The organism is Microbulbifer sp. S227A (assembly GCF_049800935.1).
This window is the reverse complement of sequence record NZ_JBNAFZ010000012.1, coordinates 24,834-49,793: the sequence shown is the minus strand read 5'-3', so window position 1 is coordinate 49,793 and position 24,960 is coordinate 24,834. Positions and strand designations below refer to the sequence as shown.

The window sequence follows — 24,960 nt, the reverse complement described above, 5'->3', positions numbered from 1 at the left end:
CTAGGCCGCCATCAACCTGTGTTTGGTCATTATTTCCTGCGCCAGCGCGCGGTAGGCTTCTGCCCCTTGCGAATTGCTGTCATAATTCAGCACCGGCATCGCATAAGACGGCGCTTCGCTGACCCTGACATTGCGCGGAATCAATGTTTCGAACACCAGATCGCCAAGATTGTCCCGCGCATCTTCTTCGACCTGTCGGGACAAGTTGTTGCGTCTGTCGAACATGGTCAACACAATACCTTCGATTCTGAGTCCCGGATTCGCCGATTGCCGGACTTCGCGGACGGACAGCATCAATTGCGACAACCCCTCCAATGCAAAGAACTCGCTCTGCAAGGGAACAAGCACGGAATGCGCCGCCACCATGGCATTTACCGTCAGCAGGTTAAGCGATGGCGGGCAATCTATCAGGATGTAATCAAAGGCAAAATCACGCATCCCTTGTTGCCGCAATGCGTCATGCAAGAGAAAAATCCGCCGATCGTTGGAGATCAGGTCGATATCTGCGGAACTGAGGTCAACCGTTGCCGGAACGATACACAAACCGTCCTGTGCCGTGTTCTGAATAACCTGATCGAGCGGCAGATCTCCGACAAGCAGATCATAGGTGGTTGCATCGCGCGAATCGGCTTCGATTCCCAGGCCCGTCGACGCATTGCCTTGCGGATCAAGATCGATCACCAGAACCCGAAGCGCCTTTTCCGCCAGCGCCGCTGCAAGGTTGATGGATGTGGTGGTTTTGCCCACCCCGCCCTTCTGATTGGCGATGGCGATAATCTGCGGACCTGGTGTTTGGATAAGGTCAGACACGCGATATTCCTTTGACTTTCAAGATAACGGATCCAGCCTCGGTCGCGCTTTCCGTGGGTTCATACTCAAACCGCCACGAACGCTCTGCTTCGGCAACTTCCTTTTGCCACGACACTCCCTTTGGGAACAACGCCATTCCGTCGCTTGACAGGTGTCTTTCTGCAAATTCCAGCAACCCGGACAGATTCGTAAGCGCCCGTGCCGACAGAATATCCGCCGCTTGCGGCTCAACTTGTTCGATACGTCGGGAAATCACCCGGCAGGCAACCCCGGTTTCGCGAATTACCGTACGTAGAAAGGCACATTTTCGTTGATCGCTCTCGATCAGGGTGACTGCAGCCCCGGGATCAAACTCTTCTGCCAGGATCGCAACAACCGCGCCGGGAAAGCCACCGCCACTGCCCAGATCGACCCACGACCCCGACTTCTCTCTGAGTCGAAAGACCTGAACGGAATCAACGATATGGCGCGACCAAAGGACCTCAAGGCTATTACGGGAGACCAAGTTTATTCGCGGATTCCATTTACGGACAAGGGAATCGAAACATTTCAGCCGTTCCAATGTTTCACGTGAAACATCTGGAATGTAACGATCTTCATTGACGTGATCGTTCATCTATTGGCGACTTTGAGCTGGCGTCGCAGACGGGACAGGATCAAGGCCAGCGCCGAAGGCGTCATACCATCAATACGCGCCGCTTGTGCGATGGTTTCAGGCCGAGAGGCCCGCAATTTTTGACCGAGCTCATTCGACAGGCCGCTGATCCCGGAAAAATCGAAATCTCGCGGTATTGTCAGTGCTTCGTCACGCTTTAATGCCGTTACATCGTTTTCCTGACGCGCCACATAATTTCGATAGAGCGCATCCCGCTCTATCTGGAGACGAATATCAACCTCGATATCACTCAACTCGGGCATCAACGACACCAGATTGGACACGGAAACATCTGGAAAGGCCAACACATCCATGCCATTGCGGCGTTTACCATCCTGGCTAATCTGGATTCCCGCCTGGGACAGTTCCTTGGGAGTATATGTGCCGTTGGTCAGTACTTCTCGCGCGCGGTCCAGCTTTTCCATCTTGGTCGCAAAGGCCGCTTCCCGTTCCTTGCCCACACAACCCAATTCCAACCCCAATGGTGTCAATCTCTGATCCGCATTATCGGCACGCAGGGATAGCCGGAATTCCGCGCGGGACGTGAACATCCGATACGGCTCTGACACACCACGCGTAGTCAGATCATCGATCATCACACCGATATAGCTGTTTGAGCGGCTAAAAACAGCGGGATCACGATCTTTCGAAGCCAACGCGGCATTCAACCCTGCAACCAAACCCTGAGCAGCAGCCTCTTCGTAACCCGTTGTGCCGTTGATTTGCCCGGCAAGATACAAGCCCTTGATATCTTTCAGTTCCAACGTTGCACTTAGCGCGCGTGGGTCGACATAATCATATTCGATCGCATAGCCGGGCTGGAGTATCTCGGCATTTTCCAAACCCTTGATCGAACGGACATATGCCTCTTGAACATCCACTGGAAGCGATGTCGAGATACCATTCGGATAGATCGTGTGATCGTCGACCCCTTCAGGTTCAAGAAAGATCTGATGCGAGTCCTTTTCCGCAAAGCGTACGATCTTGTCTTCGATAGACGGGCAATAGCGCGGCCCTACCCCGTCGATATGCCCACCATACATCGCGGAGCGTGAAAGATTTTTCTCGATAATCTCATGGGTCCGGGCGTTGGTATGCGTGATCCCGCAAGAAATCTGGCCGGCAGATACCTTTGACGACATGAACGAAAACAGCGTCGGGTCATCGTCTCCAGGCTGCATTTGCAGATCGGACCAGTCGATTGACCGACCATCCAGGCGCGGTGGTGTTCCGGTCTTCAGACGACCCAATGGCAAATTGAACGACTCCAGTCGATCGGCGAGTGGGATCGAGGGCTTGTCTCCCATTCTGCCACCAGGGCGGGATACGTCACCAATATGAATCACACCACGCAGAAATGTACCTGTGGTCAGGATGACGGATTGCGACTTGATTTCGGAACCATCCGCGAGACAAAGCCCGATGACACGATCCCGATCCATCAGAAAGTCGGTCGCCTCACCTTCGATGATTGTCAGGTTTTCGCAAGTTTCCAACTCCTTGAGCATGGACTCCCGATAGATCTTGCGATCCGCCTGAGCGCGCGGTCCTTGTACGGCTGGGCCCTTGCGTCGGTTCAACAGCCGAAACTGAATCCCGGCAAGGTCCGCAACACGGCCCATTACCCCATCCATCGCATCGATTTCCCGGACAAGATGGCCTTTTCCGAGCCCGCCAATCGCCGGATTACACGACATAACGCCGATTCCGCCGCGATTGAGGGTGATAAGAGCGGTATTCGCGCCTATGCGCGCCGCTGCGTGGGCGGCTTCTGCACCTGCATGACCGCCTCCGATGACAGCAACGTCAAAATGTTTCACGTGAAACACTCCTTACTTACCCAGGCAAAAACTGGAAAAAATCTCATCCAGTAGGTTTTCCACATCGACACGGCCAACAAGCGATTCAAGGGATCGAATCGATGCACGCAGCTCTTCAGCCACCATTTCATACTGCTCAGAGCGATCAGACAACAGATCCCTCGCTGCCATCAACGAGGCATTGGCCCGCATCATTGCAATTCTGTGGCGCTCACGCGTGGCAACTCCCGCATTTGCAGATCTCTGAACCAGAACCGATGAAATCCGCGAAATCAGGTCCGACACCCCTTCCCCGGTCAATCCAGAAACAGAATTCGACCTGTGCGCGCGCAGATCGGCCTTTGGATGCATCAGGATATCGTCCGCTTGGAACGCAATATCCAGATCACCCGTGTTATCCGCCAGAAATACTCGCAAATCGGCGCGATCGGCGCGGGATTTCGCAAGGGAAATACCGATCTTCTCGACTTCATCCGAGGTATCGCGCAATCCAGCCGTATCAAGGAACGTCACTGCAAGCCCCGCGAGATCCATGCGAACCTCGATCACATCACGTGTCGTTCCGGCGTATTCCGAGGTAATGGCCGCGTCACGCCCGGCCAGAGCGTTGAGCAGCGTAGATTTTCCCACATTAGGAGCGCCAACAATGGCCACTTCGAACCCGCTGCGAATTCTCTCGGCGATTCCTACGCCCGTGGTTTCACTTTTGAGGTCTGACATCACCCGTTCGATCAAAGCGCTTACTTCCGGGGTGACATCGGTCGGAACATCTTCGTCGGCAAAGTCGATCACGGCCTCGATCAATGACGCCGCACGGATGAGTTCTGTACGCCAGCTTTCGGCCAATTCCCCCAGCCGCCCGGACAAGACTTCCTGGGCTTGTCGCCGCTGGCTCTCGGTTTCCGCCTCGATCAGATCCGCAAGCCCCTCGACTTGCGACAGATCCATCTTGCCATTTTCCATCGCCCGGCGGGTGAATTCTCCGGGCTCGGCAAGCCGCAACTCCTGCATCGATCCAAGGCATCTCAACACGGCGGAGACCACCGCGATGCTGCCATGAAGATGCAATTCAACGACATCTTCGCCGGTAAAGCTGGCCGGTGCCAGAAAACTCAAGACAAGGGCGTCGTCTAGATGCGCGCCATCCATATCGTGGATGGTCAGCAATTTCATACCACGGGTGGTAGGCTTCTGGCGCGTAAGACGAGAAGCGGCAACATGGGCCAGTGGTCCGGAAATGCGTACAACGGCAACGCCGGCCTTGCCCTGCGCACTGGCAAGCGCAAAGATCGTATCCATCAAGATACCTCCGTGCCGGCGGACCGGGATCAGGTATTCATCGAGTCAAAGAAATCGCTGTTGCTCTTGGTTTGCTTCAACTTGGAAATCAGGAACTCGATGGCGTCGGTGGTGCCCATCGGGTTCAGGATCCGGCGCAACACAAAGGTCTTTTGCAGATCCACCTTGTCGACCAGCAGATCCTCTTTGCGGGTACCGGATTTCAGAATGTCGATGGCCGGATAGACCCGCTTGTCGGCGATCTTGCGATCCAGGACGATCTCGCTGTTGCCGGTCCCCTTGAACTCCTCAAAGATGACTTCGTCCATCCGGCTGCCGGTATCGATCAGCGCCGTCGCGATGATGGTAAGTGAACCGCCCTCTTCGATGTTGCGCGCGGCACCAAAGAAACGCTTGGGGCGCTGCAAGGCGTTGGCGTCGACACCACCTGTCAGAACCTTGCCCGAAGACGGCACCACGGTGTTAAAGGCCCTACCAAGTCTTGTGATCGAATCAAGAAGGATAACAACATCTCGCTTGTGTTCAACAAGCCGCTTGGCCTTTTCAATGACCATTTCACTGACTGCCACGTGCCGCGTCGCCGGTTCATCAAAGGTCGAGGATACCACCTCGCCCTTCACCGAACGCTGCATGTCGGTCACCTCTTCCGGGCGTTCATCGATCAGCAGCACGATCAGGTAACATTCCGGATGATTGCGCTCAATGGAATGCGCGATGTTCTGCAGGATCACCGTCTTACCGGTTCGCGGCGGCGCAACGATCAGCGACCGCTGACCCTTCCCGATGGGGGCCACCAGGTCGATGATACGGGCGGTCCGATCCTTGATCGTCGGATCCTCGATTTCCATCTTGAGCCGCTCGTCGGGATAAAGCGGCGTCAGGTTGTCAAAGGCAATCTTGTGACGGGCCTTCTCCGGTTCTTCAAAGTTGATCGAAGCCACATTGGTCAGGGCAAAATAACGCTCGTTGTCGTTCGGTGCCTCGATCACGCCATCGATCGTATCGCCGGTGCGCAACGAATATTTGCGGATCATGTCGGGCGACACATAGATGTCATCCGGGCCCGGCAGATAATTCGCCTCGGGCGACCGCAGGAAGCCGAATCCGTCCTGAAGCACCTCGAGCACACCGTCACCCGAGACTTCCCATCCCTCATCCGCGCGTTCGCGCAGGATCTGGAACATCATCTCGCCCTTGCGCATGGTCGATGCATTTTCGATCTCAAGCTCTTCGGCCATCGCCAGAAGGTCTTTGGGACTCTTGGCTTTCAGATCGGCAAGGCTCAGCTTTTCAACGCTCATATATATGTCGCCCGTCTGCGACCGATCAGCAACGGCCGCGATATGTCAGAATAGGGAAAAACCATTGCCCGGACGGGCAGGTCCGCCGCTTTTATCGCAACAGGGCGGTCCGAGTCAATTCGGATTAGAAACGAACCACGACCGACAGGACGATGATGATCATCAACACGGTCGGAAACTCGTTCATCATGCGAAACCGCTTGCCGGTCCAGGTATTGATACCGTTCATCAAATCCTTGCGACGCCATCCCAGCCAATGATGGAACCACGACATGGCCAGCACCGCTGCGGCCTTGGTCCAGGGCCAGATCTCTGACCAGTCGACGATCCCCGGGGTAAAGACAAGGCACAGGCCAAAGAGCCAGGTGGCGACGAAAGCCGGGTTCATGATGGCGCGCAGCAGTTTGACTTCCATCATCTCGAACAGGTCTGTCATGTCCTTGTTGCCCTCAGCGCGTTCAACATGGTGCACGAAGAGACGCGGCAGATAGAACAGCCCGGCCATCCAGCTGATCACCGCCATGATGTGAAACGCCTTGGTCCAGGGATAGATGCTTGCCAGGAAGTCAGACATGGGGGCCTCGGAGTGATCGCTCCCCTTCCCTAATCATTAAAAAAGAAAGAAGAAAGGTTGATGGTTTTGTTGGGTGGTCCAAACCTGTGGATCATTGGGTAATCCCCCGGGTTTTGCACATGTTTAACCATTGTTAAGAAGTTTTGGCCTGAACAGAGGGGAGATAAAATTAATCGTTATAAAACAATTGATTACGAACCATTAACTTCCTGTTAACCTGTGGATAACTAGCGAATAACCTAATGACATCACGGTTCTGCACACCCCTGGATTTATCCTTATCCCGCCGGGATGAACATGACATTGGATCTTTGCAAATCTGGTTTTGTCTACGGGTTGCATGCGATACCGAAAACAAGTCAAATCTGTCCCGCGTCCTCCTCAACCTTGCACACCGGTTATCCACATGACTGTCCCGATCATACTGGCCTCTGGTTCGCGCATCCGGGCCGAGCTGTTGCGAAATGCCGGGCTTGAATTTGAAATCAGTGTCCCGCGCGTGGATGAAGATTCGATCAAGGCCGCGCTTTTGGCAGAAGACGCACCGCCACGGGACATCGCCGATGCGCTGGCTGAGATGAAGGCCCGCAAGATCAGCGACAAGCATCCGGGTGCCATGGTGATCGGCTGTGACCAGGTGCTCGATTTCAACCGCACACTATTGTCCAAGCCGCAAACACCCGAAGAGGCAGAGACACAGCTCGCCGCGCTGCGCGGCAATCGGCACAGTCTGTTGTCGGCCGCGGTGATCTATCAGGATGGCAACCCGGTCTGGCGCCATGTCGGTCAGGTCAGATTGCGCATGCGGAGCTTTTCAGATGCCTACCTGTCTGGTTATATCGTCCGCAACTGGGAGAGTATTCGCCACGCGGTTGGCGCGTACAAACTCGAAGAGGAGGGTGTTCGCCTGTTCAGCATTATTGACGGCGACTATTTTAACGTTTTGGGTATACCTTTGTTGGAACTACTGAATTTCCTGGCCCTGCGCGGAGTGATCGAACAATGACACAGACGCGCATTCCATTGGCCGGGGTTATCGGCTCGCCGATCGCACATTCGCGGTCTCCCCTGCTGCATGGCCATTGGCTGCGAACCTATGGCATTCGTGGTCATTATATCCCGATGGATGTGCATGAAAGCGATCTGGAGCGGGTGTTGCGGACCTTGCCGGCGATGGGTTTTGTCGGGGTCAATGTCACCGTCCCGCACAAGGAAAAGGTGATGGAGTTTGCCGACCAGATCACCGACCGGGCGATCCTGATCGGGGCGGCCAATACGCTCATCTTCCGCAATGCCGGCTCGATCCTGGCCGATAATACCGATGGTTACGGGTTTATCGAGAACCTGCGCAGCGGGGCACCGAACTGGCGGGCCGAGGCTGGCCCGGCGCTGGTCCTTGGTGCGGGGGGTGCCGCGCGGGCGGTGATTTCTTCGCTTGTTGATGCCGGTGTGCCCGAGGTCATCCTGTGCAACCGAACCCGGCTGCGCGCCGAACGCCTCAAGGAGGATTTCGGCCACCGCATCCGCGTTGTCGATTGGGTACAGGCCGGGAGCGCGGTCAAGGATGCCGCGCTGGTGGTCAATACCACGTCGCTGGGCATGTCGGGCCAACCGGAACTTTCGGTACAGCTTGACGGGTTGCATCCGGGTATTGTTGTGACCGACCTTGTTTATACCCCGCTGGAAACCGGGTTGCTGACCGCTGCGCGCGAGGCGGGCTGTACCACGGTGGACGGGCTGGGCATGTTGCTGTTCCAGGCGGTGCCCGGGTTTGAACGCTGGTTCGGCACGCGGCCGGAAATCGACGAGGCGACCCGCGCCGCCGCCCTGAAATGAGCTTTCTTCTGGGGCTGACCGGGTCCATCGGCATGGGCAAGAGCACAACCGCACAGTTGTTTGTCGACCAGGGCTGTGCGCTGTGGGACGCGGATGCCGCAGTACACCGGATCTATGCCGAAAACGGAGCTGCGGTTGCTCCGCTGGGCCGGATTTTTCCGCAAGCCACCCGGACCGGTGCCGTGGATCGCGCCGTATTGAAAGAGATCATTGCCAACGATCCCGGCGCGCTCAAACAGATCGAGGCCGTGGTGCACCCGCTGGTGGCAGAAGACCGCAACCGGTTCCGGGCCGAGGCGCGCGCCGACATTCTCGTTTTTGACATACCGTTGTTGTTTGAAACCGGCGGCGACGCCGCGATGGACGCGGTTGCCTGTGTTTCGGTGCCGCCCGAAACCCAGCAGGCCCGCGTGCTGGCCCGTGGAACCATGACACAAGCGCAATTTGAGATGATCCGTGCGAAACAGATGCCCGATGCGGAAAAACGCGCGCGGGCCGATTACGTGATCGTCACCGACACGATGGAACATGCCCGCCAGCAAGTGCGCGATATCGTTGACCAGATCAGGAGACAGCCAGACCATGCGTGAAATCGTTCTGGACACGGAGACCACCGGGTTCGATCCGGAATCCGGCGACCGTATCGTCGAGATCGGCGCGGTCGAGCTGCATAACCACGTGGCCACCGGGCGCACCTATCACCAATATATCAACCCCGAGCGCAGCATGCCGCAAGAGGCGTTCGAGGTGCACGGGCTGGGCGACGATTTTCTGCGCGACAAGCCCAAATTCGCCGAGATCGGCCAGGCGTTTCTCGATTTTGTCGGCGATGCCAAGCTGGTGATCCACAACGCGGCCTTTGACATGAAGTTCCTGAACGCCGAGCTGGGCTGGATGAACCTGCCCAGGCTGCCCTGGGAACAGGCGATCGATACGCTGGAAATTGCCCGCAAACGCTTTCCCGGTTCGCCGGCCTCGCTTGATGCGCTCTGCCGGCGTTTTGCCATCGACAATTCGGCGCGCACCCTGCACGGGGCGCTGCTGGACTCGGAAATCCTCGCGGAAGTGTATCTGGAACTGATCGGCGGCCGACAGCCCGACTTTGCCCTGTCCACCGGATCGCGACAGAACGGCGGCGAGTCCGGCGAGGCGTGGCGACCGACGCCGCGCGCCACCCCCCTGCCCCCGCGCATCACCGGGGATGAGCGCAAGGCACATGAGGAATTCGTCGCAAAACTGGGTGACGAAGCGGTCTGGTCGCGCACCTGACCCGGCCAGGCGCGCGAAAACCGGTCAGGCGTTGGTGGGTTGTGCCGCCTGGGCCTGTTGCCGACGCGCGATTTCGGCGCGGTAAAGCTGAACAAAGTCGATGTTTTCCAGGTTCAGCGGCGGATAGCCACCGTCACGGGTGACATCGCTGACGATACGGCGCAGGAACGGGAACAACATGCGCGGGCATTCGATCAGCAGGAAGGGATGCAGCTGCTCTTCCGGCACGCCTTCGATGTGGAACACGCCGGCATAGTCGATTTCAAGCAGGAACAGCGCTTCGCCGCCGTCCTTGGCCTTGGATTCGACGTTCAGCTTGATGGACACCTCGTATTGATGCTCGGCACCGCGTTTCTTTGCATCCAGGTTGACCTGAACGCTGACATCCGGCTTGACCTCGCCTGTCGCACCTTTCTGCGCCATGACGTTTTCAAATGACAGGTCGCGCACGAACTGTCCCAGGATGTTCATTTTCACCTGCGGCGGTTGTTGACCGCCATTTGCGGCGGCAGGGCCGTTGTCGGACATCGAAAAGCTCCTCGAAACAAGATTTGCCGTTGCTTAGCAGCTTGGTCGGGGCATCTCAATGCTACTTGCCGTCCTCGACCCAACCCGACGGGCCAGAGCGCGGTCTGGCGTTCGGGGTCACGTCCTGGTACTCGCCATCGATCACGTCACCGGGTGCCGTGTGGCGTGGTTGCGCGCGCCCGGGGCCCATATCGGGGCCCATCTGGAACTGGTGAACCTGTACGCGGGCGCGGACATGGCGATAGACCGCCCTGCGCACCGGCGGCATCAACAGCGCAAACCCGAGCGCGTCGGTGAAAAAACCGGGGGTCAGCAACAGCACACCCGACACCAGGATCATCGCGCCATGGGCCAGCGGCTCGGTCGGGTCGTTCAACTCGGCAAAGGAACTGCGCAGCTCGCCCATCGCCACCCGCCCCTGTGACCGCACCAGCGACGTGCCCAGTATCGCGGTCAGAACCACGATCGCCAGGGTTGGCCACAGCCCGATCAGCCCACCAACCTGGATGAACAGCCCGATTTCAATCAGCGGCACCAGCAAAAACGCCATAAACAGGTACATTGCGCGTTTCCTTTCCCCTTTGTGGCGAGGTAGACTTGACCCTGCCCGTGACCTACATAAGTGCCACAGGCAAGGCTTACAAAGCCCAACACGAACATGAGGTCCAAATGAATTCGTCCATCATACAGCTTTTGGTGCTTGCTGGCATTGCCATCTTCCTGATTTTGCGCCTGAAGAACGTGTTGGGCACGCGTGATGGTTTCGAAAAACCACCGGTTCCGAAAACCGACGAACCCGTCGCCCGCAAGGGGTTCGAGGTGATCGAGGGCGGTCCGGACCGTGATATCATCGACCATGTCGAAGAAGGCAGCACGCAGGCGCAGGACCTCGCCGCGATGAAGCGCATCGAGCCGGCCTTTTCGGTCAGCGATTTCCTTCAGGGCGCACGCGGTGCCTATGAAATGATCGTCATGGGGTTCGAGCGTGGAAACCTGGACGAAATCCAACCCTTCCTGGCCGAGGACGTGTTTGAAACCTTTGTCGAGGTTGTTGCCGCGCGCGAGGATCAGGGGCTGACCATCGAGGCCGAGTTTATCGGGGTGCGCGAAACCAGCCTTCAGGACGTGAAATTCGACAAGGACACCAACAAGGCCGAGATCACTATGCGCTTTGTTGCCGAATTGACCTCGGTCGTGCGTGACAAGGGCGGTGACATCGTCGAGGGCAACGCGTCGACCGTCAAGCGGCAGAAAGATACCTGGACCTTTGCCCGCACGATGGGGTCGAACGATCCCAACTGGCTTCTCGTCGCGACCGACGCGTAACGGCCCGGTTTCGATCGCGGAGCAGTTTCGATGCCACATGCCTGCCGTCATGACCCGGTTCCATCCCCGATGGCCGGACTCCGCTGATGGTGCGCCGCAGGCTGACAGACGAAGAAATCGATCTCTGGCATCGTGTCGCCGAGCGCACAGAGCGGTTGCAGCCCAAGGGCACCCCTGCCCGACCTCTGCCCAAGCCGAAACCCAACCGGACCCCGGCGCCACAAGAGCCGCCGCAGGTGCCGCGCCCCAGCCCGGCGGCCCCGCCCAGCCCGACGCTGAGCCTGCGCCCGCAATCGGTGCAGATGGATCGCAAGGCCTATGGTCGCATGAAGCGCGGCAAGCTGGCCCCAGAGGGCCGGATCGACCTGCATGGCATGACGCTTGATCGCGCCCATCCGGTTCTGACCCGGTTCATCCTGTCGTCCCAGGCATCGGGGCGCCGGCTGGTTCTGGTGATCACCGGCAAGGGCAAGGTGACACGCGACAATGGCCCGATCCCGGTGCCGCGCGGTATCCTGCGGCGCAACGTGCCGCTCTGGCTGGGGATGCCGCCATTGGCGCAGGCGGTGTTGCAAGTGGAACGCGCCCATATCAGCCATGGTGGCGAAGGCGCGTTTTACGTCTATCTGCGCCGGGCGCGCTAGCCGGCCAAATCCTGTTTGGCGCGGCGGATCCCCAGGCAGGACATCAAGGTCGTAAACAGGAAATAGATCGCGATCCCGATGAATTGCCGTTCCAGCCCGATACCGAAATCGATCAGCAGCCCGGTGATCCCCGGCCCGATGGCCGATCCAAAGACCATGACGGCGGCGGCCATCGCCTTGATTGCCCCGATATGCGCCGTTCCATAGAATTCCGCCCAGAACGCGTTGGGCAGGGTCGAGTTCGACCCCGTCGTCAGGGCAAGGAACAGGAACCCCACCAGCGCCCCCACCGGACCACCGGCCAGGGAAAAGGCGACAAAGCTGACGACCATCGGCAATTGATAGAACGGCATCAGCCGCGCGGTCCCCCACCGGTCAAGCGCCCAGCCCGAAGCCACCATCGCCCCGATCCCGATCAGCGTATAGATCGGGAAAAACGCGACAAGTTCGACATGGTCCCAACCCTTGATCTCGGCGAAATGCACCTGGTGGAAAAAGAAAGCCGTGTTGAACGCGGCAGGCCCCAGCATCGCGGGCACCATCATCCAGAACAGCGGGTGCAACAGCGTCTCGCGCCGGGTCCAGTGCCTGCCCTGCATGCCGGTGGCCGAGCTTTCCTCGGCCATGCTTTGCGGTGTGCACTCCTGTCCCAGAAGGCGCATCAATACCGGCACCCCGATCAGGCAGGTCCCCGCAGCGATCAGCCACAGCAAATGCCAGTCGGTCCGGGCCATCAGCGCCACGAATATGATCGGCAGCGTCGCCTCGCCCACCGCGAAACCCAGCGTCGCGATCGACAGCGCGCGCCCACGGGTCGCCTGAAACCAACGCGCCATTGCCACCACGGCCAGGTGGCTGCACATCCCCTGTCCGAACAGGCGCAGCGAAAAGATGATGACCGGCAGCAGCCAGACCGTGTGGTTCAGCGCCATCGCCACGCAGGCCAAGGCCAGCCCAACCAGCACCATTGGCCCCAGCACCCTGACTCGAAACAGGTCGGTCAACCCCCCGGCCCAGATCATCACAACCGCCGAAATCGCGGTTCCCAGCGAATAGATCCCGCCCCAATGCCCGTGGCCCAGCCCGAATTCGGCGCGGATTTCGCCGGCAAAGATCGAGATGAAAAACGTCTGGCCAAAGCTTGATAGAAACGTCAACAGCCCGCCAGCGGCGAGCCAGGGCGCGTTGCGGTGCAGAAAGCCGGGCAAGGTCATGTTTCGCATTTGCCCGCGCGCCGGCGGTTAGGCAAGCGCTAACTTGGCGATCCGTTTCGCGGACAAGGACCGGTTTTGATACCGCGCGCCTGAGCTGGCCAAGCCATGGCCACGGCGGACGGGCGCGCAAAGGCCCGAATCCGAGCCTCAGATCCCGGCATATGTGGCTCTAACCCGTGGGTTAGAGTACATACTGGCTGACATCGGTAGAGCGCGACAGCGCCCCGAGATTGTCTTCGACAAACCTCGCATCGACGACAATTGCATCGCCCGACCGGTCCGGCGCGGTAAAGGACAGCTCTTCGAACACCCGTTCCATCACGGTGTACAGCCGCCGCGCCCCGATATTCTCGACCGCCTGGTTCACATCGGCGGCGATCTTGGCAAGCGCCGCGATGCCGTCGGGGGTAAAGCTGACCTCGACCTGCTCGGTGCCCATCAGCGCAGTATATTGCAGCGTCAACGCATTGTCGGTTTCGGTCAGGATGCGCACGAAATCCTCTTCGGTGAGGGCGCGCAATTCCACCCGGATCGGCAAACGGCCCTGAAGTTCCGGCAACAGGTCGCTGGGCTTGGCAATGTGAAACGCGCCCGAGGCGATGAACAGGATATGGTCGGTCTTGACCGGGCCGTGTTTGGTGCTGACCGTCGTGCCTTCGATCAGCGGCAGCAGGTCGCGCTGCACCCCTTCCCGGCTGACATCGCCACCGCGGGCCTCTTGCCGGGCACAGACCTTGTCGATTTCGTCAAGGAACACGATGCCGTTCTGTTCAACAGAATCCAGCGCCGCGCGGGTCACGGTTTCATCATCCAGCAGCTTGTCGGCCTCTTCACCGATCAGAACCTCATAGCTGTCGGCCACGGTCATCTTGCGGCGCACGGTGCGCCCGCCAAAGGCCTTGCCGAACATGTCCCCCAGATTCATCATGCCCATGTTGCCGCCGGGCTGGCCGGGAACCTCGAACATCGACATGGGGTTTGAACTGTCCGCGATATCAAGTTCGATCACCGTGTCGTCCAACTCGCCAGCCTTGAGTTTCTTGCGGAACATGTCGCGCGTGCCCTCGCGGGCATCCTCGCCGGCAATCGCGGTGATCACCCGTTCCTCGGCGGCCTTGTGGGCATTTGCCTTGACATCTTCGCGCATGAATTCGCGGGTCTGGGCAATCGCGCTGTCCACCAGATCGCGTACGATCTGCTCGACGTCGCGCCCCACGTAACCGACCTCGGTGAACTTGGTGGCCTCGACCTTGATAAACGGCGCACGGGCCAGTTTGGCCAGGCGGCGGCTGATCTCGGTTTTGCCGACGCCGGTGGGTCCGATCATCAGGATGTTCTTGGGATAGACTTCGTCGCGCAGGTTCTCGGGCAATTGCTTGCGCCGCCACCGGTTGCGCAGCGCAACGGCAACCGCGCGCTTGGCATCCTTTTGACCGATGATGAACCGGTCCAGTTCGCTGACGATTTCGCGCGGGGTGAGGTCGGTCAAGGGGCGGTCCTTTCGATCGTCGGGTTCAGACCCGAATTAGGTAGTCACCGGGGCAGGCAAATCAACCAAACCTGTTTGATTGGCAGCGTTGGTTAACAACGCCGTTCCGCCATTGCAATTTCTTTTGCCCGTCAATCCGGGGCCCGGGCCATTCTGCGCGGCCCCGGTTGACGGATTTCGGCAGCGGCTCAGGCAGTGATGGTTTCGACCGTCAGGTTGCCGTTGGTATAGACACAGATATCGGACGCGATCGCCATAGCACGGCGGGCAACCTCTTCCGCGGATTTGTCGCTGTCCATCATGGCCCGTGCTGCCGCCAGGGCGAAATTGCCCCCTGATCCAATGGCCGCGACATCATGTTCGGGCTCCAGAACGTCGCCCGCCCCGGTTATCACCAGCATATCCTTGCCATCGGTCACGATCAGCATCGCTTCGAGCTTTTGCAGATATTTGTCAGTGCGCCAGTCCTTGGCCAGCTCGACACTGGCGCGCGCCAGTTGGCCGGGGGTGGCTTCGAGCTTCTTTTCCAGCCGCTCCAGCAAGGTAAACGCATCCGCCGTGGATCCGGCAAATCCGGCCACCACGTCAAACCCGCCGGGCGACAGGCGGCGTACCTTGCGGGCGGAGCCCTTGATCACGGTCTGTCCAAGCGACACCTGCCCGTCACCGGCAATCACCACGTCGCCGCCTTTTTTCACGCCGACGATTGTTGTCCCGTGCCAGCCGGGGAATTGCTCATCTGCCATGTGTGTCTCCTGTGTGCGACGCCAATCTGGGCGTTTTGCCGTCGATTTCAAGCGCACTACCCCCCAAGGCACAAGCGGTTCAAGCCGGATGTGACCAGAAATTCGGCAGGTTTTGTCCCGCAAACCGTGTGCATCATGCAATCCGCGCAGGTCGGGAATGCAAAAACGTCATTTGTGCTTAATTTGGCGGCTGATTATGTACGCCCTGCAACCGACATGGAGTCGGCTGTTTCAATCTTGATAGGCGCAAAACGATGACGACAGTACAACACGAAGCGCCACACGGAGCAGTCACAATCCTCCGCGTGGTCAATCTCTTTTATGCTCTGACCGCAGAACTGAAGGCCCGCCGCGAAGCGCGGATCACCCGCAAGGCTCTGTCGCGTCTTTCCGAGCACCAGCTGAATGATATCGGTCTGACCCGCGAGTATGTCGAAGCGCTCTGAGAGCCAGGCATCTCCCAACCGATCCCGAGAAACAGCCGCCCAGTTTTGGGCGGCTTTCATGTTTTCAGGGCATGGGATACGGGGTTTCGGGTTTGCGGTTGACGATCCGCAAAAAGAAAGGGCGCCCCGCCGGGACGCCCTGAAATCCGGTATCGCAGGCTGCGATCAGATCGATTCATCAATCCAGCTTTGCAGCGCGGCCTTGGGTTTGGCGCCGGCCATGTTCGACACGACCTGGCCATCCTTGAAGATGAACAGCGCCGGGATGCCGCGCACGCCCATTGCGGCGGCCGAGTTCGGGTTGCTGTCGACATCGACCTTGGCAACCTTGATGCGGCCTTCATATTCGGCGGAAAGCTCTTCGAGCGCCGGGCCGATCTGTTTACAGGGGCCGCACCATTCGGCCCAGAAGTCGACGACGACGGGAATATCGGAATTCTTGACTTCAGCGTCAAAGGTGGCGTCCGTAACGGCAACGGTGGACATGATCAGGCTCCTGGATCATTGCGGGGTTGGCAGGAACCTAAGAATGCGCGCGGCCATCGTCAAGGGAGGGTGCACGTGCCAGAGCGTCAGACACAAGATCGTGTGGAAACCACATAAGTGTCGCGGTGCGAGTCCAGAGGATCGCGGTTTCAATGCGGTGATCCGGGTAAACCCGGCGCAACATGGCGGCATAGGCTCCCATCTGGCGCAGAAACCCTTCGGGACAGGCATGGGGCGCATCCGGAACCGTCGCGTTGGATTTGAAATCAATTGCGCGCACGGTGTCGCCTTCCACGATCAGGCGGTCGATCTTGCCGTGAAACCTCTGGCCGTTGAGGTCGGCGGTGACCGCAACTTCGGCCAGCGTGTTGGCGGCGAAAATTCCGGCCAGGTCCGGGTGCAACAGCACGGCGCGGGTTTCCGCCAGCAGCGACATGCATTCGTCATGATCGAGATCCGGCAGGAACCCCCGGGCCGCCCCGGCCCATTCACCCCGTGGCACATCGGGCAGATGTTCAAGCAGCAGGTGGATCCGCGTGCCGCGCAGTTTGGCCGCCTCTTCGTCAAGACCCGAGTCACCGGGCAGCGCCTTGGCCCCGCCGAGGTCCGACGGGCTGAGCGATCGTTTGCGGGCAACGGGCGGCGGCGCGGCGGTCTTGAACATCTGCGGCGCGGCGACGGTTTCGCGTGTGGTTTGCGACAACGTGTGCAGCTCTGAACCGTTCCAGTCGCGATGCTCCAGGCGCAAGCCCGGACCGTTTTCAAAGTCGCACGGGGTCGCCCCTGCCTCGGTCAGGGCGGTTTCGACCAGCTGGTACCAAGAGTCGCCAGCCTTGCCCAGATCACCGGCGGCGGCGACGATCAGCCACTTTTCCGCCCGTGTCAGAGCCACATATAACAACCTGAGCCGTTCGTTCAGCTGTTTTTGCTGGGCCTGTGCGTGGGCCGCGGCCATGGCGTCGGGCATTTCGTCCGCATTCATCCGCCAGACCGGCAGATCGTCGATCTGCATGATCTCGCCGGCGCGTGGCGGCCGCCGTTGCCCGGTATCGGGCAGGATCACGATGGGTGCCTCGAGCCCCTTGGCCCCATGCACAGTCATCACCCGAACCATGTTGCCGGCGCTGCCCATCTGCCGCTTGATTTCAAGATCGTCGGTTTCCATCCAGACAAGGAAACCGGTCAGGCTCGGAATGTCGGCACGTTCATAGGACAGCGCCTGCGACAGCAGGGCGTTGATGCCGTCTTCGGCTTCGGAACCAAGCCGCGCTAACAGCTTGCGCCGCCCGCCATGGCGCGTGAGGATCCGTTCGATCAGGTCGTATGGGCGCAGGAAATCGGTCTGGCCACGCAGATCGTTCAGGATGGTCATGGTCTCGGGAAATTCGTCACTGCGTTGCCGCAGGGCGGTCCAGAGGTACTGGGTTTCCCGGCGATGGGCGAGATCGAAAATCTGCTGCTCGCTCCATCCGAACAGCGGCGAGCGCAGCGCCGTCGCCAGCGACAGGCTGTCTTCGGGTGTGGCCAGAAAACCCAGAAGCGCCGCAAGATCCTTGACCGCAAGCTCTGCCCCGACCTTGAGCCGGTCGGCCCCGGCAATTGGCAGGCCCACCGTCTTGCAGGCGCGGATGATCTCGGCAAACAGGTCCGAGCGGCGCTGAACCAGGATCAGGAAATCGCCGGCCTGCACCCGTCTGCGCCGGAACGTTCCCGGTGCGTCGCCGTCAATCGGAATGGTTTCGCCATCTGCGATCATTTTCTGGATCGATGTGGCGATCTGCTGGGCCAGGATCAGGTTGTGATGTCGCGGGCTGGGCCGGTCGATGGGATCGGTCCAGACCCGGTCATCATCGTTCTCAACCTTTTCAACCACCGGCCAGAGATCGACCCGGCCCGGCAGTTCGGATTTGAACGCCCGGTGAAGCGAGTCGGATCGAAACCCGGCATCCCCGTGCCCGGCAAACACGATATCCACCAGACGCAGGATCGCGTCGGACGAGCGGAACGAATAGTCGAGCGTCAGGTTTTGCAGACCGTCACCGGCCCCGTCAAGACGCTGGCCGAACTCGGCCTGCATTCGGTCGAATTCGTCGGGATCCGCGCCCTGAAAGGAATAGATCGACTGTTTCTTGTCACCGACGACAAAGATCGTGCGCAGCTTGTCGGCGCGCGCGCCCTGGCCGCTGGTGAATTCCTGCGCCAGCCGTTCGATCACGTCCCATTGCACGGGGCTGGTATCCTGCGCCTCGTCCACAAGGATGTGGTCGATCCCGCCATCAAGCCGGTACAGCACCCATTGCGCCACCGCCGGATCATGCAGCAATTGCCGTGCCTTGAGGATCAGATCGTCGAAATCCAGCCAGCCGCGCAGCTGTTTGCGCCGGGCATATTCGGGCAGGAACGCGGTGGCAAATTCATGCAGCGCAAGCGATTTTCGCGCACAGGCCAGACCCAGCCGCAAGCGGCGTGCCGCTTCGATGCGCAGCATGAAGGCTTCGAGCTCCTGCATGAGTTCGGGGTGATCGGCCTGCGTGGCCTTGGTCGGAACCGAGCCGATCTTGGCGGTAAAGGGTTCGTTGGCATTCTTTCCGGTCAAAAACGCCGATTCCAGCACCGGCAGATCGGCCAGGTCCGGTTTGACAATCGCGGAGAGCTTGGCCGCCAGATTCTGTTCGGATTTGCTGCCGCTGCGCACGATATCGCGCAACCGGGCCAGCAATTCGGTCTCGCTGCCCAGGAACACATCGTCATGCAGGCGGGATTCGTCATAGCCCGGCGGCAGGTCCAGCCTGCGCCACAATTCATCCTGGTCAACCGGTTGCTCGAACGCATCACGCCGTTGCACCAGCGCGCGGGTCAGCCCGTCAAAGGCGGTGTCGTTCAGGTGCCGCGCGACCCCGTCCACCAGCCGCGCCTGTGGCCCGTCGGCGAAATCCTCGACAATCTCGGCCTGCAACAGCTCGGCGGCGCGGTCTTCCATCTCGGCGAATTGCGGGCTGACCCCGGCCTCCAGCGGGAACCGTCGCAGCAGCGAGGCGCAGAACGAGTGAATGGTCTGGATTTTCAACCCGCCGGGGGTTTCGATGGCGCGCGCAAACAGGGTGCGCGCATGGGCCAGTTGCTGCGACGAAACCGAGCGCGCGACCCCGAGTTCCTCCAGCGTTGCGGACAGCTCGGCGTTGCTGCGCATCGCCCAGTCGCCCAGCCGCCGGAACAGCCGGTTCTGCATCTCGCTCGCCGCGGCCTTGGTATAGGTCAGGCATAGGATGTGTTCGGGGCGCACGTCATCCAGCAACAACCGCGCCACGCGGTCGGTCAGAACGCGGGTCTTGCCCGATCCGGCATTTGCCGCCAGCCATGTCGAGGCATCCGGGCGCGCGGCCTGAACCTGGCGTTCGGTGGCATCATCGCGCGGGGTCATGACAGATCCTCGGGAACCGGGCTGTCCGATCTGTCCCATTCGCCGAACCGGGCGAGGTGGTCGAACTGGCCAATATCGGTGTCTTTTTCCAGCATCCGGCGGGCGGTGAAGCCCTGGGTTTCGGATTGATAGGCGGCGATCAGCTCGCGCAGGTCGGCCAACACCTTGGTCCCGGGTTCCTCGGCCAGCGGCGCGGGCACATTGGCACCGGGGCCGCCGACCCGCAGGAACACCGCTTGGGATACGTGGGCCGGGGCTAGATCGGTAAACCCGCCCTCCTGGGCAATCGCCGCCTCGATCAGCAGTTGCTTGTCGAACCTGGCCTGCTGGCTCTTGGTGGGCGGCGCGCCGGTCTTGTAGTCATAGATATGCAACGCGCCGGTGTCGTCCATGTCGATCCGGTCGGCGCGGCCGGTCAGGGTAAAGCCCAGATCCGCAAGTGGGTGTTCCAGCCCGGCCTCGAACTTGTTGGGCCAGGCAATATCCCGGCGCGCCCGTTCCTCGGTCAGGAAGCTGTCAACCGTCCGCGCCAGACGGGCGAGCCACAACCGCCTTGCGGCGGGCCATGACACATCCGCCACAAGCTGAGCCTCGGCAAGGCGCAGGAAGACATCCCGGGTCAGATCATCGGGGTGTTCCGCCGTGTGTTTGATAAAGGTCTCAAGAAAGTCGTGAATGGAATTGCCGCGCAGCAGGGCGTCGGGTTCCTTGAGCAAGGGATCAAGCGGGCGCAGGCGCAGCACGTGCTTGGCATAGATCGCATAGGGATCGCGGATCAGGGTCTTGATCTCGGTGACCGACAGGCGCGCGGGCCGCGAAATGGCCGGCGGGCGGGGCGACGGGCGTTTCGCGGGCTCGACACGGCGCGCATGATCCAGCGCGTCGGCCCAGTCAAGCCAGGTGCGACCGCGTTCGATCATGCCCTCCACGGCCTGGGTCCCGCCCTGATCCGGCAATCCGTTCAACAGGTTCAGCACCCGGTTCAACCAGCGGGACGGCACGGTTTCCGCATCATCCGAGCGCAAGGATCGTGTGAGCCAGACCTCGGGCGCGCAGGCTGCCTGTTGAAAATCATGCGCCGACAGCCCAATCCGCCGCTCGGGCAGCAACAGCCCGGCATCGTGACGCATTTTGCGGTTCAGCCAGGGATCGGGGTTTGGCGCTTCGGGCCAGCTGCCTTCGTTCAACCCGCCCAGGATGAGCAGCTCCGCGCCCTGCACCCGGGCCTCGAGCGTGCCCCAGATCATGATGCCCTCATGCGGGGCATTGGGGTCGCGAACTTCGCCGCCAGTCAGCAACGAGCCCAGCAGATCGGCAAATTCGCGGGCTGTCATATCGCCGCCATGCCCGGCCTCGGCTTCAAGCGCGGTCAGAACATCCAGCGCCTCGGCCCCCGCGAACCCGGTCCAGAGCGCACCGCTGCCGGTTCCGGTGCCGCCGCGTGCGATGGCTTCGGCGAGGCCGCGCAGCCGTTCCGTCCATACGGCCAGCGGGCGGACGCCGGCAATCTCCTGATCCGGAAAACAGGTGGTCAGCCAGTCGATCCATTCCGCCGGGGGCGTGTTGCGTTGCATTTCACAGATCGCGGCGAGGGATGCGGCGGTTGGAAAGGGCGGCCCGTTGCGGCGCAGGTACAGTTCGAGATCGCGGCTATGGAGCAAATGCTCGCCGCGACCAGCCTCGCCGTGGCACAGGGGGTGCTTGAGCAGTGTCAGCAGGGTTTCGCCGTTCAGCGGCTTGGCGAACAACCCGGCAACATGGCGCAGAAATCGCCCCGGCGGCGACAATTGCAGGGGCAGGCCGGCGCTGTCATCCGGGCGGATTTTCCAGCGGTCAAGCGCCGCGGCGACCTGGCGGCTCAGCATCCGGTCCGGGGTGATCAGCGCGGCGGTCTGCCCGGTTTCCGCGGCCTGTCGCAAGCGCAGGGCAATCGCCAGCGCCTCGGCCCGTGGTTCCGGCGCTTGAACCAGCGTCACATCCGCGGTTGCCCCCGCCAGATCGCTCAGATCAGGGCCTTCGGTCAACCAGGCATCCGTGACCGGGGCAGGGCGAAGCGCCAGTGAAATCAATCGGTTACGATCCGGTGACGGGGATGTTACATCGGTCCAGGGCAGGATGTCGCCGGGCGTGATTTCAAGCATGCGCATCAGGTGGCGAAACCGGTATTGCGGGTGGTCCTCGGATTCAAGCGACCTGTCAAGCCGCGACCAGACCGCATCGGGTTGGTCGAAATCATAGCCGGGCAACACCACAGCCCCTTGCGGCAGACGCGCAACCGCCTCCATCAAGAGCGCCGTCGTGCCCCGCGACCCGGTTGACCCGGCCAGGATGACCGGTGTTTGCGGCGGCGAAATTTTCCACTGTTCTATCAGTGCCTTGACCAGATGCCGCTGGCGGGCTTGCGGATCCATCGTCAGCCCGCCCTGAGCGGCGAGATATTGGTCGGCGATGGCAAAGAATTGTTGGGCGCGGGCCCAATGGCTCGACATGTCGCTGACATCAAGCTCGCCGATGGCGCTGGTGGGCACACCTTCGCCCTGAAGCTCATCCATCAGTTCCGCAAGACTGTCGGCGAGGGCAAAGATCGATGAGCGTGCCGCGAGATCGGGTTGCTGATCCAGAAGCCGGCTGACCAGCTGTGCCAGCTCCAGCCGCCTGCGCAGCGACGATGTGCTCGGGGGCAGGGTCGCGGCGTGGGCCGCGATTTCGGTCAGCAATGACACTTTGGGCAGCAGGCGGGCCGGGCCGGCATCGAAAATATCCCGCATCCGCCGCACCATTCGTTGTGTGTTTACAACGAGTTGAACCCGTGCGAGGGATGCGGGGTCATGATTGTCGCAGCGCGCAATTGCGCCCGAGACCAACTCGGCCGGGAAATCGACACCCGGGGGCAACGCAAAGACACGGGGTTTGTCGGATGGGTCAAACATCGCATTGTCCGAGCATGTCTTCGGCGAGCGCGATCCCCGCCGGGTGCCCCACGTCGCACCAGCGGCCGGGATAGGCCAGCGCAAAGAGCCTGCCCCTGCCGAGCATGTCATCCCACAGCCGGTTCAGCGAAAAGGCCGGTTCCGGATAGTGAAGCAGCCCCTCTGTCCTGAGGATCTGCGCCCCGCCATAGACGAGCGCCTTGCCCCGGGTGATCCGCCCGGCGTCATCAACATTAAAGTCCCCGTCGCCGTCACGGCCAACCGTTTGTGCGACGGGCACACAAGCCAACAGGCCGTCCATCCGTTCGGGATCCCAGGCGTCTTGCAAGAGGTTCAGCGGATTTGGCCCGGCCCAGATCGCATCGGTATTCATGGTAAAGACCGGCCCATCGCCCAGCATTGGCAGCGCGGCGCGAAGCCCGCCGCCAGTGTCGAGAATATCGGGCTGTTCAGGCGAAATCGTGATGCCAAGCGGTTGCAGGTGATCGGCCATCTGGTCGGGCAGGTAATGGGTATTCGCAACAATCCGCGCCGGGTCTATCGCCCGGGTCAAATCCAATGCGTGATCGATCAGCGGCTTTCCCGCCACGGGAATCAACGGTTTGGGGCAATGGTCGGTCAGCGGCGCCATCCGGGTTCCGAACCCGGCGGCAAACAGCATCACGGCGTCGGGTCGGGAGGTCATGTGGGTCTGAGGCTCTGCAAATTGTCCGGGGTTGGTGCGGGCAGCGTTTCGCGCAGGACATCGGCGACCGGCGCCAGTGCCGGATGGTCAAGATCCTGCATCAGATGCGCCCAGACCCGGGGGATCAGATCGATGTAATGCGGTTTGCCATATTCGCGGCCAAGCCGCGCAAAAACACCTAGAATCCGCAGGTTACGTTGCGCGCCAAGCACGGCATAGGCGGCGCGGAACCGGGTTGGATCGTCTTTTGATCCGGCAAGATAGCGGGCGATCATGGCCTCTTGCAGTCCGGGGGATACATCCCGGCGGGCATCCTGCAGCAACGACACGAGATCATAGGCGGGGTGCCCGGCCATTGCATCCTGAAAGTCGAGCAACCCAACCCGCGCCGCGCCCTGCCGGTCGGGAAGCCAGAGCAGGTTTTCCGCGTGGTAGTCGCGCTGAATCAGGACCGGGTCGGCGGTGGCGTGCGCGGCGCAAATGTCAAGGAACAGGGTTTGGAACCTGTCCTGGCCATCCGGATTGCCGACAATGCCGTCTCGGTATTTCGAATAGGCCAGCGTCGCCAGGTCGGTCATCACCCGCGCGTCATATGGGTCCAGCGCGGGCAGGGGGGCCCGGTGCAGGGTTAGCAGGACATCAATTGCCGCCTCGTACAACATGGTTTCGCGATCCGGCGTGGCGCGCACGACCCTGGCATAGAGATCATCGCCCAAATCCTCGATCAGCAGAAACCCGTGCTCCACGTCCTGGGTAAGAATGCGGGGCGCGCTCAGGCCGATGTCGCAAAGATGCCTTGCGATCCGCAGGAAGGGGCGGACATCTTCGCCTTTTTCAGGCGGCGCATCCATCAGCACTGCGGTGTCCCCGGTTTCCGGGTGGCGCAACCGTTCGTATCGGCGGTTCGAGGCGTCGCCGGCCAGGGGGCCGCGCGTGGCACCGGCCCAATCCGTCCCGGCCAGAAAGGCCGTGGCGCGTGCGTCGCGGTCAGGCATTTTCGCTTTGCTCCAGTTTTGCGGCCCATTTGGCGTCTGACCACGAACAGGTCAACAGCCGCTTGCTTTCAGATGACGGATCGGTTGCCAAGGTCAATTGCAACGCCGAACCCGGCGCGAGCTCGCCCAGCCGGTCGGGCCATTCGACAAGACAGATCGCGGTTTCGAATGCTTCGGCGAGGCCAAGCTCTTCAATTTCATCCAGCGCGCTCAGGCGGTACAGATCGGCGTGCCAGAGCTCGCCCGCGATGGTGTCATAGGTCTGCACCAGCGTGAAGGTCGGAGAGGGCACATCCTCGGGAAAATCCTGCAACGACTGGATCAGGTGGCGGGCGAAATGGGTCTTGCCCGCACCAATCGGCCCGGCGAGCAGCAGGCAGTCGCCCGGCACCAGCAACCGGCCGATCCGCGCGGCGAATTGCGCGGTGTCTTGCGGGCTTTGCAACAGGATTTCTTTTTGCGTGACGGTCATTGCGCCACAATGCA

General features: G+C 60.7%; 24 protein-coding genes. 7 read left to right on the top strand and 17 right to left on the bottom strand.

What is annotated here, in order from left to right; genetic code table 11:
* The 6 genes from ACP15R_RS21945 to ACP15R_RS21920 form a co-directional block, all read right to left on the bottom strand.
* Positions 1-810 (bottom strand): ParA family protein, encoded by an 810-nt coding sequence (locus tag ACP15R_RS21945; RefSeq protein WP_424988214.1) that lies wholly within the window; start codon positions 808-810, stop codon positions 1-3.
* Positions 803-1,426: a 16S rRNA (guanine(527)-N(7))-methyltransferase RsmG gene (rsmG, locus tag ACP15R_RS21940; RefSeq protein ID WP_424988213.1), complete on the bottom strand. Its 624-nt coding sequence runs from the start codon at positions 1,424-1,426 to the stop codon at positions 803-805. Before rsmG ends, ACP15R_RS21945 begins: the two co-directional genes overlap by 8 nt.
* Positions 1,423-3,285, bottom strand: a complete 1,863-nt coding sequence (gene mnmG, locus ACP15R_RS21935) for a tRNA uridine-5-carboxymethylaminomethyl(34) synthesis enzyme MnmG (protein WP_424988212.1) — start codon at positions 3,283-3,285, stop codon at positions 1,423-1,425. Before mnmG ends, rsmG begins: the two co-directional genes overlap by 4 nt.
* Positions 3,286-3,297: 12 nt before the next feature.
* Complete coding sequence (gene mnmE / locus ACP15R_RS21930; RefSeq protein WP_424988211.1) at positions 3,298-4,584, bottom strand: tRNA uridine-5-carboxymethylaminomethyl(34) synthesis GTPase MnmE; 1,287 nt, start codon at positions 4,582-4,584, stop codon at positions 3,298-3,300.
* 29 nt (positions 4,585-4,613) lie between these two features.
* Positions 4,614-5,870 (bottom strand): transcription termination factor Rho, encoded by a 1,257-nt coding sequence (gene rho / locus ACP15R_RS21925; RefSeq protein ID WP_424988267.1) that lies wholly within the window; start codon positions 5,868-5,870, stop codon positions 4,614-4,616.
* Positions 5,871-6,009: 139 nt separating this feature from the next.
* Positions 6,010-6,459 carry a CopD family protein gene (locus ACP15R_RS21920; protein ID WP_424988210.1) on the bottom strand — a complete coding sequence of 150 codons (450 nt, stop codon included), beginning with the start codon at positions 6,457-6,459 and terminating at the stop codon, positions 6,010-6,012.
* 406 nt (positions 6,460-6,865) lie between these two features.
* Between ACP15R_RS21920 and ACP15R_RS21915 the strand changes: the two genes are divergently transcribed.
* From ACP15R_RS21915 to dnaQ, 4 genes are read left to right on the top strand one after another with little or no spacing between them, the layout of a single operon-like run.
* Positions 6,866-7,465, top strand: a complete 600-nt coding sequence (locus ACP15R_RS21915; protein ID WP_424988209.1) for a Maf family protein — start codon at positions 6,866-6,868, stop codon at positions 7,463-7,465.
* A complete protein-coding gene (locus ACP15R_RS21910; protein ID WP_424988208.1) occupies positions 7,462-8,295 on the top strand; it encodes a shikimate dehydrogenase in 834 nt (277 codons plus the stop codon). Before ACP15R_RS21915 ends, ACP15R_RS21910 begins: the two co-directional genes overlap by 4 nt.
* Positions 8,292-8,885: a dephospho-CoA kinase gene (coaE, locus tag ACP15R_RS21905; RefSeq protein ID WP_424988207.1), complete on the top strand. Its 594-nt coding sequence runs from the start codon at positions 8,292-8,294 to the stop codon at positions 8,883-8,885. The genes ACP15R_RS21910 and coaE overlap by 4 nt, the downstream gene beginning before the upstream one ends.
* Positions 8,878-9,564 carry a DNA polymerase III subunit epsilon gene (gene dnaQ, locus ACP15R_RS21900; RefSeq protein WP_424988206.1) on the top strand — a complete coding sequence of 229 codons (687 nt, stop codon included), beginning with the start codon at positions 8,878-8,880 and terminating at the stop codon, positions 9,562-9,564. Before coaE ends, dnaQ begins: the two co-directional genes overlap by 8 nt.
* Positions 9,565-9,588: 24 nt before the next feature.
* On the opposite strand, the gene secB is transcribed toward dnaQ, so the two are convergent.
* Together secB and ACP15R_RS21890 are read right to left on the bottom strand one after the other, a co-directional pair.
* Positions 9,589-10,092: a protein-export chaperone SecB gene (secB, locus tag ACP15R_RS21895; protein ID WP_424988205.1), complete on the bottom strand. Its 504-nt coding sequence runs from the start codon at positions 10,090-10,092 to the stop codon at positions 9,589-9,591.
* 61 nt (positions 10,093-10,153) lie between these two features.
* Complete coding sequence (locus tag ACP15R_RS21890) at positions 10,154-10,654, bottom strand: FxsA family protein (protein WP_424988204.1); 501 nt, start codon at positions 10,652-10,654, stop codon at positions 10,154-10,156.
* Between the two features lie 107 nt (positions 10,655-10,761).
* Here ACP15R_RS21890 and ACP15R_RS21885 point away from each other — a divergent pair, with 107 nt between their 5' ends.
* On the top strand, positions 10,762-11,418 hold the full coding sequence (locus ACP15R_RS21885; protein WP_424988203.1) for a Tim44/TimA family putative adaptor protein: 657 nt from the start codon (positions 10,762-10,764) through the stop codon (positions 11,416-11,418).
* Between the two features lie 86 nt (positions 11,419-11,504).
* The gene (locus ACP15R_RS21880; RefSeq protein WP_424988202.1) at positions 11,505-12,062 is read left to right on the top strand and encodes a Smr/MutS family protein; all 558 of its coding nucleotides are present in this window, start codon (positions 11,505-11,507) and stop codon (positions 12,060-12,062) included.
* Here the strand turns inward: ACP15R_RS21880 and ACP15R_RS21875 are convergent.
* The 3 genes from ACP15R_RS21875 to hslV all read right to left on the bottom strand — a co-directional run bounded on the left by ACP15R_RS21875 (position 12,059) and on the right by hslV (position 15,511).
* Positions 12,059-13,285 (bottom strand): MFS transporter, encoded by a 1,227-nt coding sequence (locus ACP15R_RS21875; RefSeq protein WP_424988201.1) that lies wholly within the window; start codon positions 13,283-13,285, stop codon positions 12,059-12,061. The genes ACP15R_RS21880 and ACP15R_RS21875 overlap by 4 nt on opposite strands.
* Before the next feature lie 172 nt (positions 13,286-13,457).
* Positions 13,458-14,765: an ATP-dependent protease ATPase subunit HslU gene (gene hslU / locus ACP15R_RS21870; RefSeq protein WP_424988200.1), complete on the bottom strand. Its 1,308-nt coding sequence runs from the start codon at positions 14,763-14,765 to the stop codon at positions 13,458-13,460.
* A gap of 188 nt (positions 14,766-14,953) precedes the next feature.
* Entirely contained in the window at positions 14,954-15,511 is a 558-nt protein-coding gene (gene hslV, locus ACP15R_RS21865) for an ATP-dependent protease subunit HslV (RefSeq protein ID WP_424988199.1), read from the bottom strand.
* A gap of 254 nt (positions 15,512-15,765) precedes the next feature.
* Between hslV and ACP15R_RS21860 the strand changes: the two genes are divergently transcribed.
* Positions 15,766-15,957 (top strand): DUF1127 domain-containing protein, encoded by a 192-nt coding sequence (locus tag ACP15R_RS21860; protein ID WP_424988198.1) that lies wholly within the window; start codon positions 15,766-15,768, stop codon positions 15,955-15,957.
* Positions 15,958-16,122: 165 nt separating this feature from the next.
* On the opposite strand, the gene trxA is transcribed toward ACP15R_RS21860, so the two are convergent.
* The 6 genes from trxA to tsaE are packed head-to-tail and all read right to left on the bottom strand — an operon-like array spanning position 16,123 to position 24,946.
* Positions 16,123-16,443 carry a thioredoxin gene (trxA, locus tag ACP15R_RS21855; RefSeq protein ID WP_424988197.1) on the bottom strand — a complete coding sequence of 107 codons (321 nt, stop codon included), beginning with the start codon at positions 16,441-16,443 and terminating at the stop codon, positions 16,123-16,125.
* A gap of 37 nt (positions 16,444-16,480) precedes the next feature.
* The gene (gene addA / locus ACP15R_RS21850; protein ID WP_424988196.1) at positions 16,481-19,864 is read right to left on the bottom strand and encodes a double-strand break repair helicase AddA; all 3,384 of its coding nucleotides are present in this window, start codon (positions 19,862-19,864) and stop codon (positions 16,481-16,483) included.
* Complete coding sequence (gene addB / locus ACP15R_RS21845; RefSeq protein WP_424988195.1) at positions 19,861-22,794, bottom strand: double-strand break repair protein AddB; 2,934 nt, start codon at positions 22,792-22,794, stop codon at positions 19,861-19,863. The genes addA and addB overlap by 4 nt, the downstream gene beginning before the upstream one ends.
* Positions 22,787-23,479 carry a nucleotidyltransferase family protein gene (locus tag ACP15R_RS21840; protein ID WP_424988194.1) on the bottom strand — a complete coding sequence of 231 codons (693 nt, stop codon included), beginning with the start codon at positions 23,477-23,479 and terminating at the stop codon, positions 22,787-22,789. The genes addB and ACP15R_RS21840 overlap by 8 nt, the downstream gene beginning before the upstream one ends.
* Complete coding sequence (locus ACP15R_RS21835) at positions 23,476-24,474, bottom strand: aminoglycoside phosphotransferase family protein (protein WP_424988193.1); 999 nt, start codon at positions 24,472-24,474, stop codon at positions 23,476-23,478. The genes ACP15R_RS21840 and ACP15R_RS21835 overlap by 4 nt, the downstream gene beginning before the upstream one ends.
* Positions 24,467-24,946 (bottom strand): tRNA (adenosine(37)-N6)-threonylcarbamoyltransferase complex ATPase subunit type 1 TsaE, encoded by a 480-nt coding sequence (tsaE, locus tag ACP15R_RS21830; protein WP_424988192.1) that lies wholly within the window; start codon positions 24,944-24,946, stop codon positions 24,467-24,469. Before tsaE ends, ACP15R_RS21835 begins: the two co-directional genes overlap by 8 nt.
* Positions 24,947-24,960: the final 14 nt, after the last annotated feature.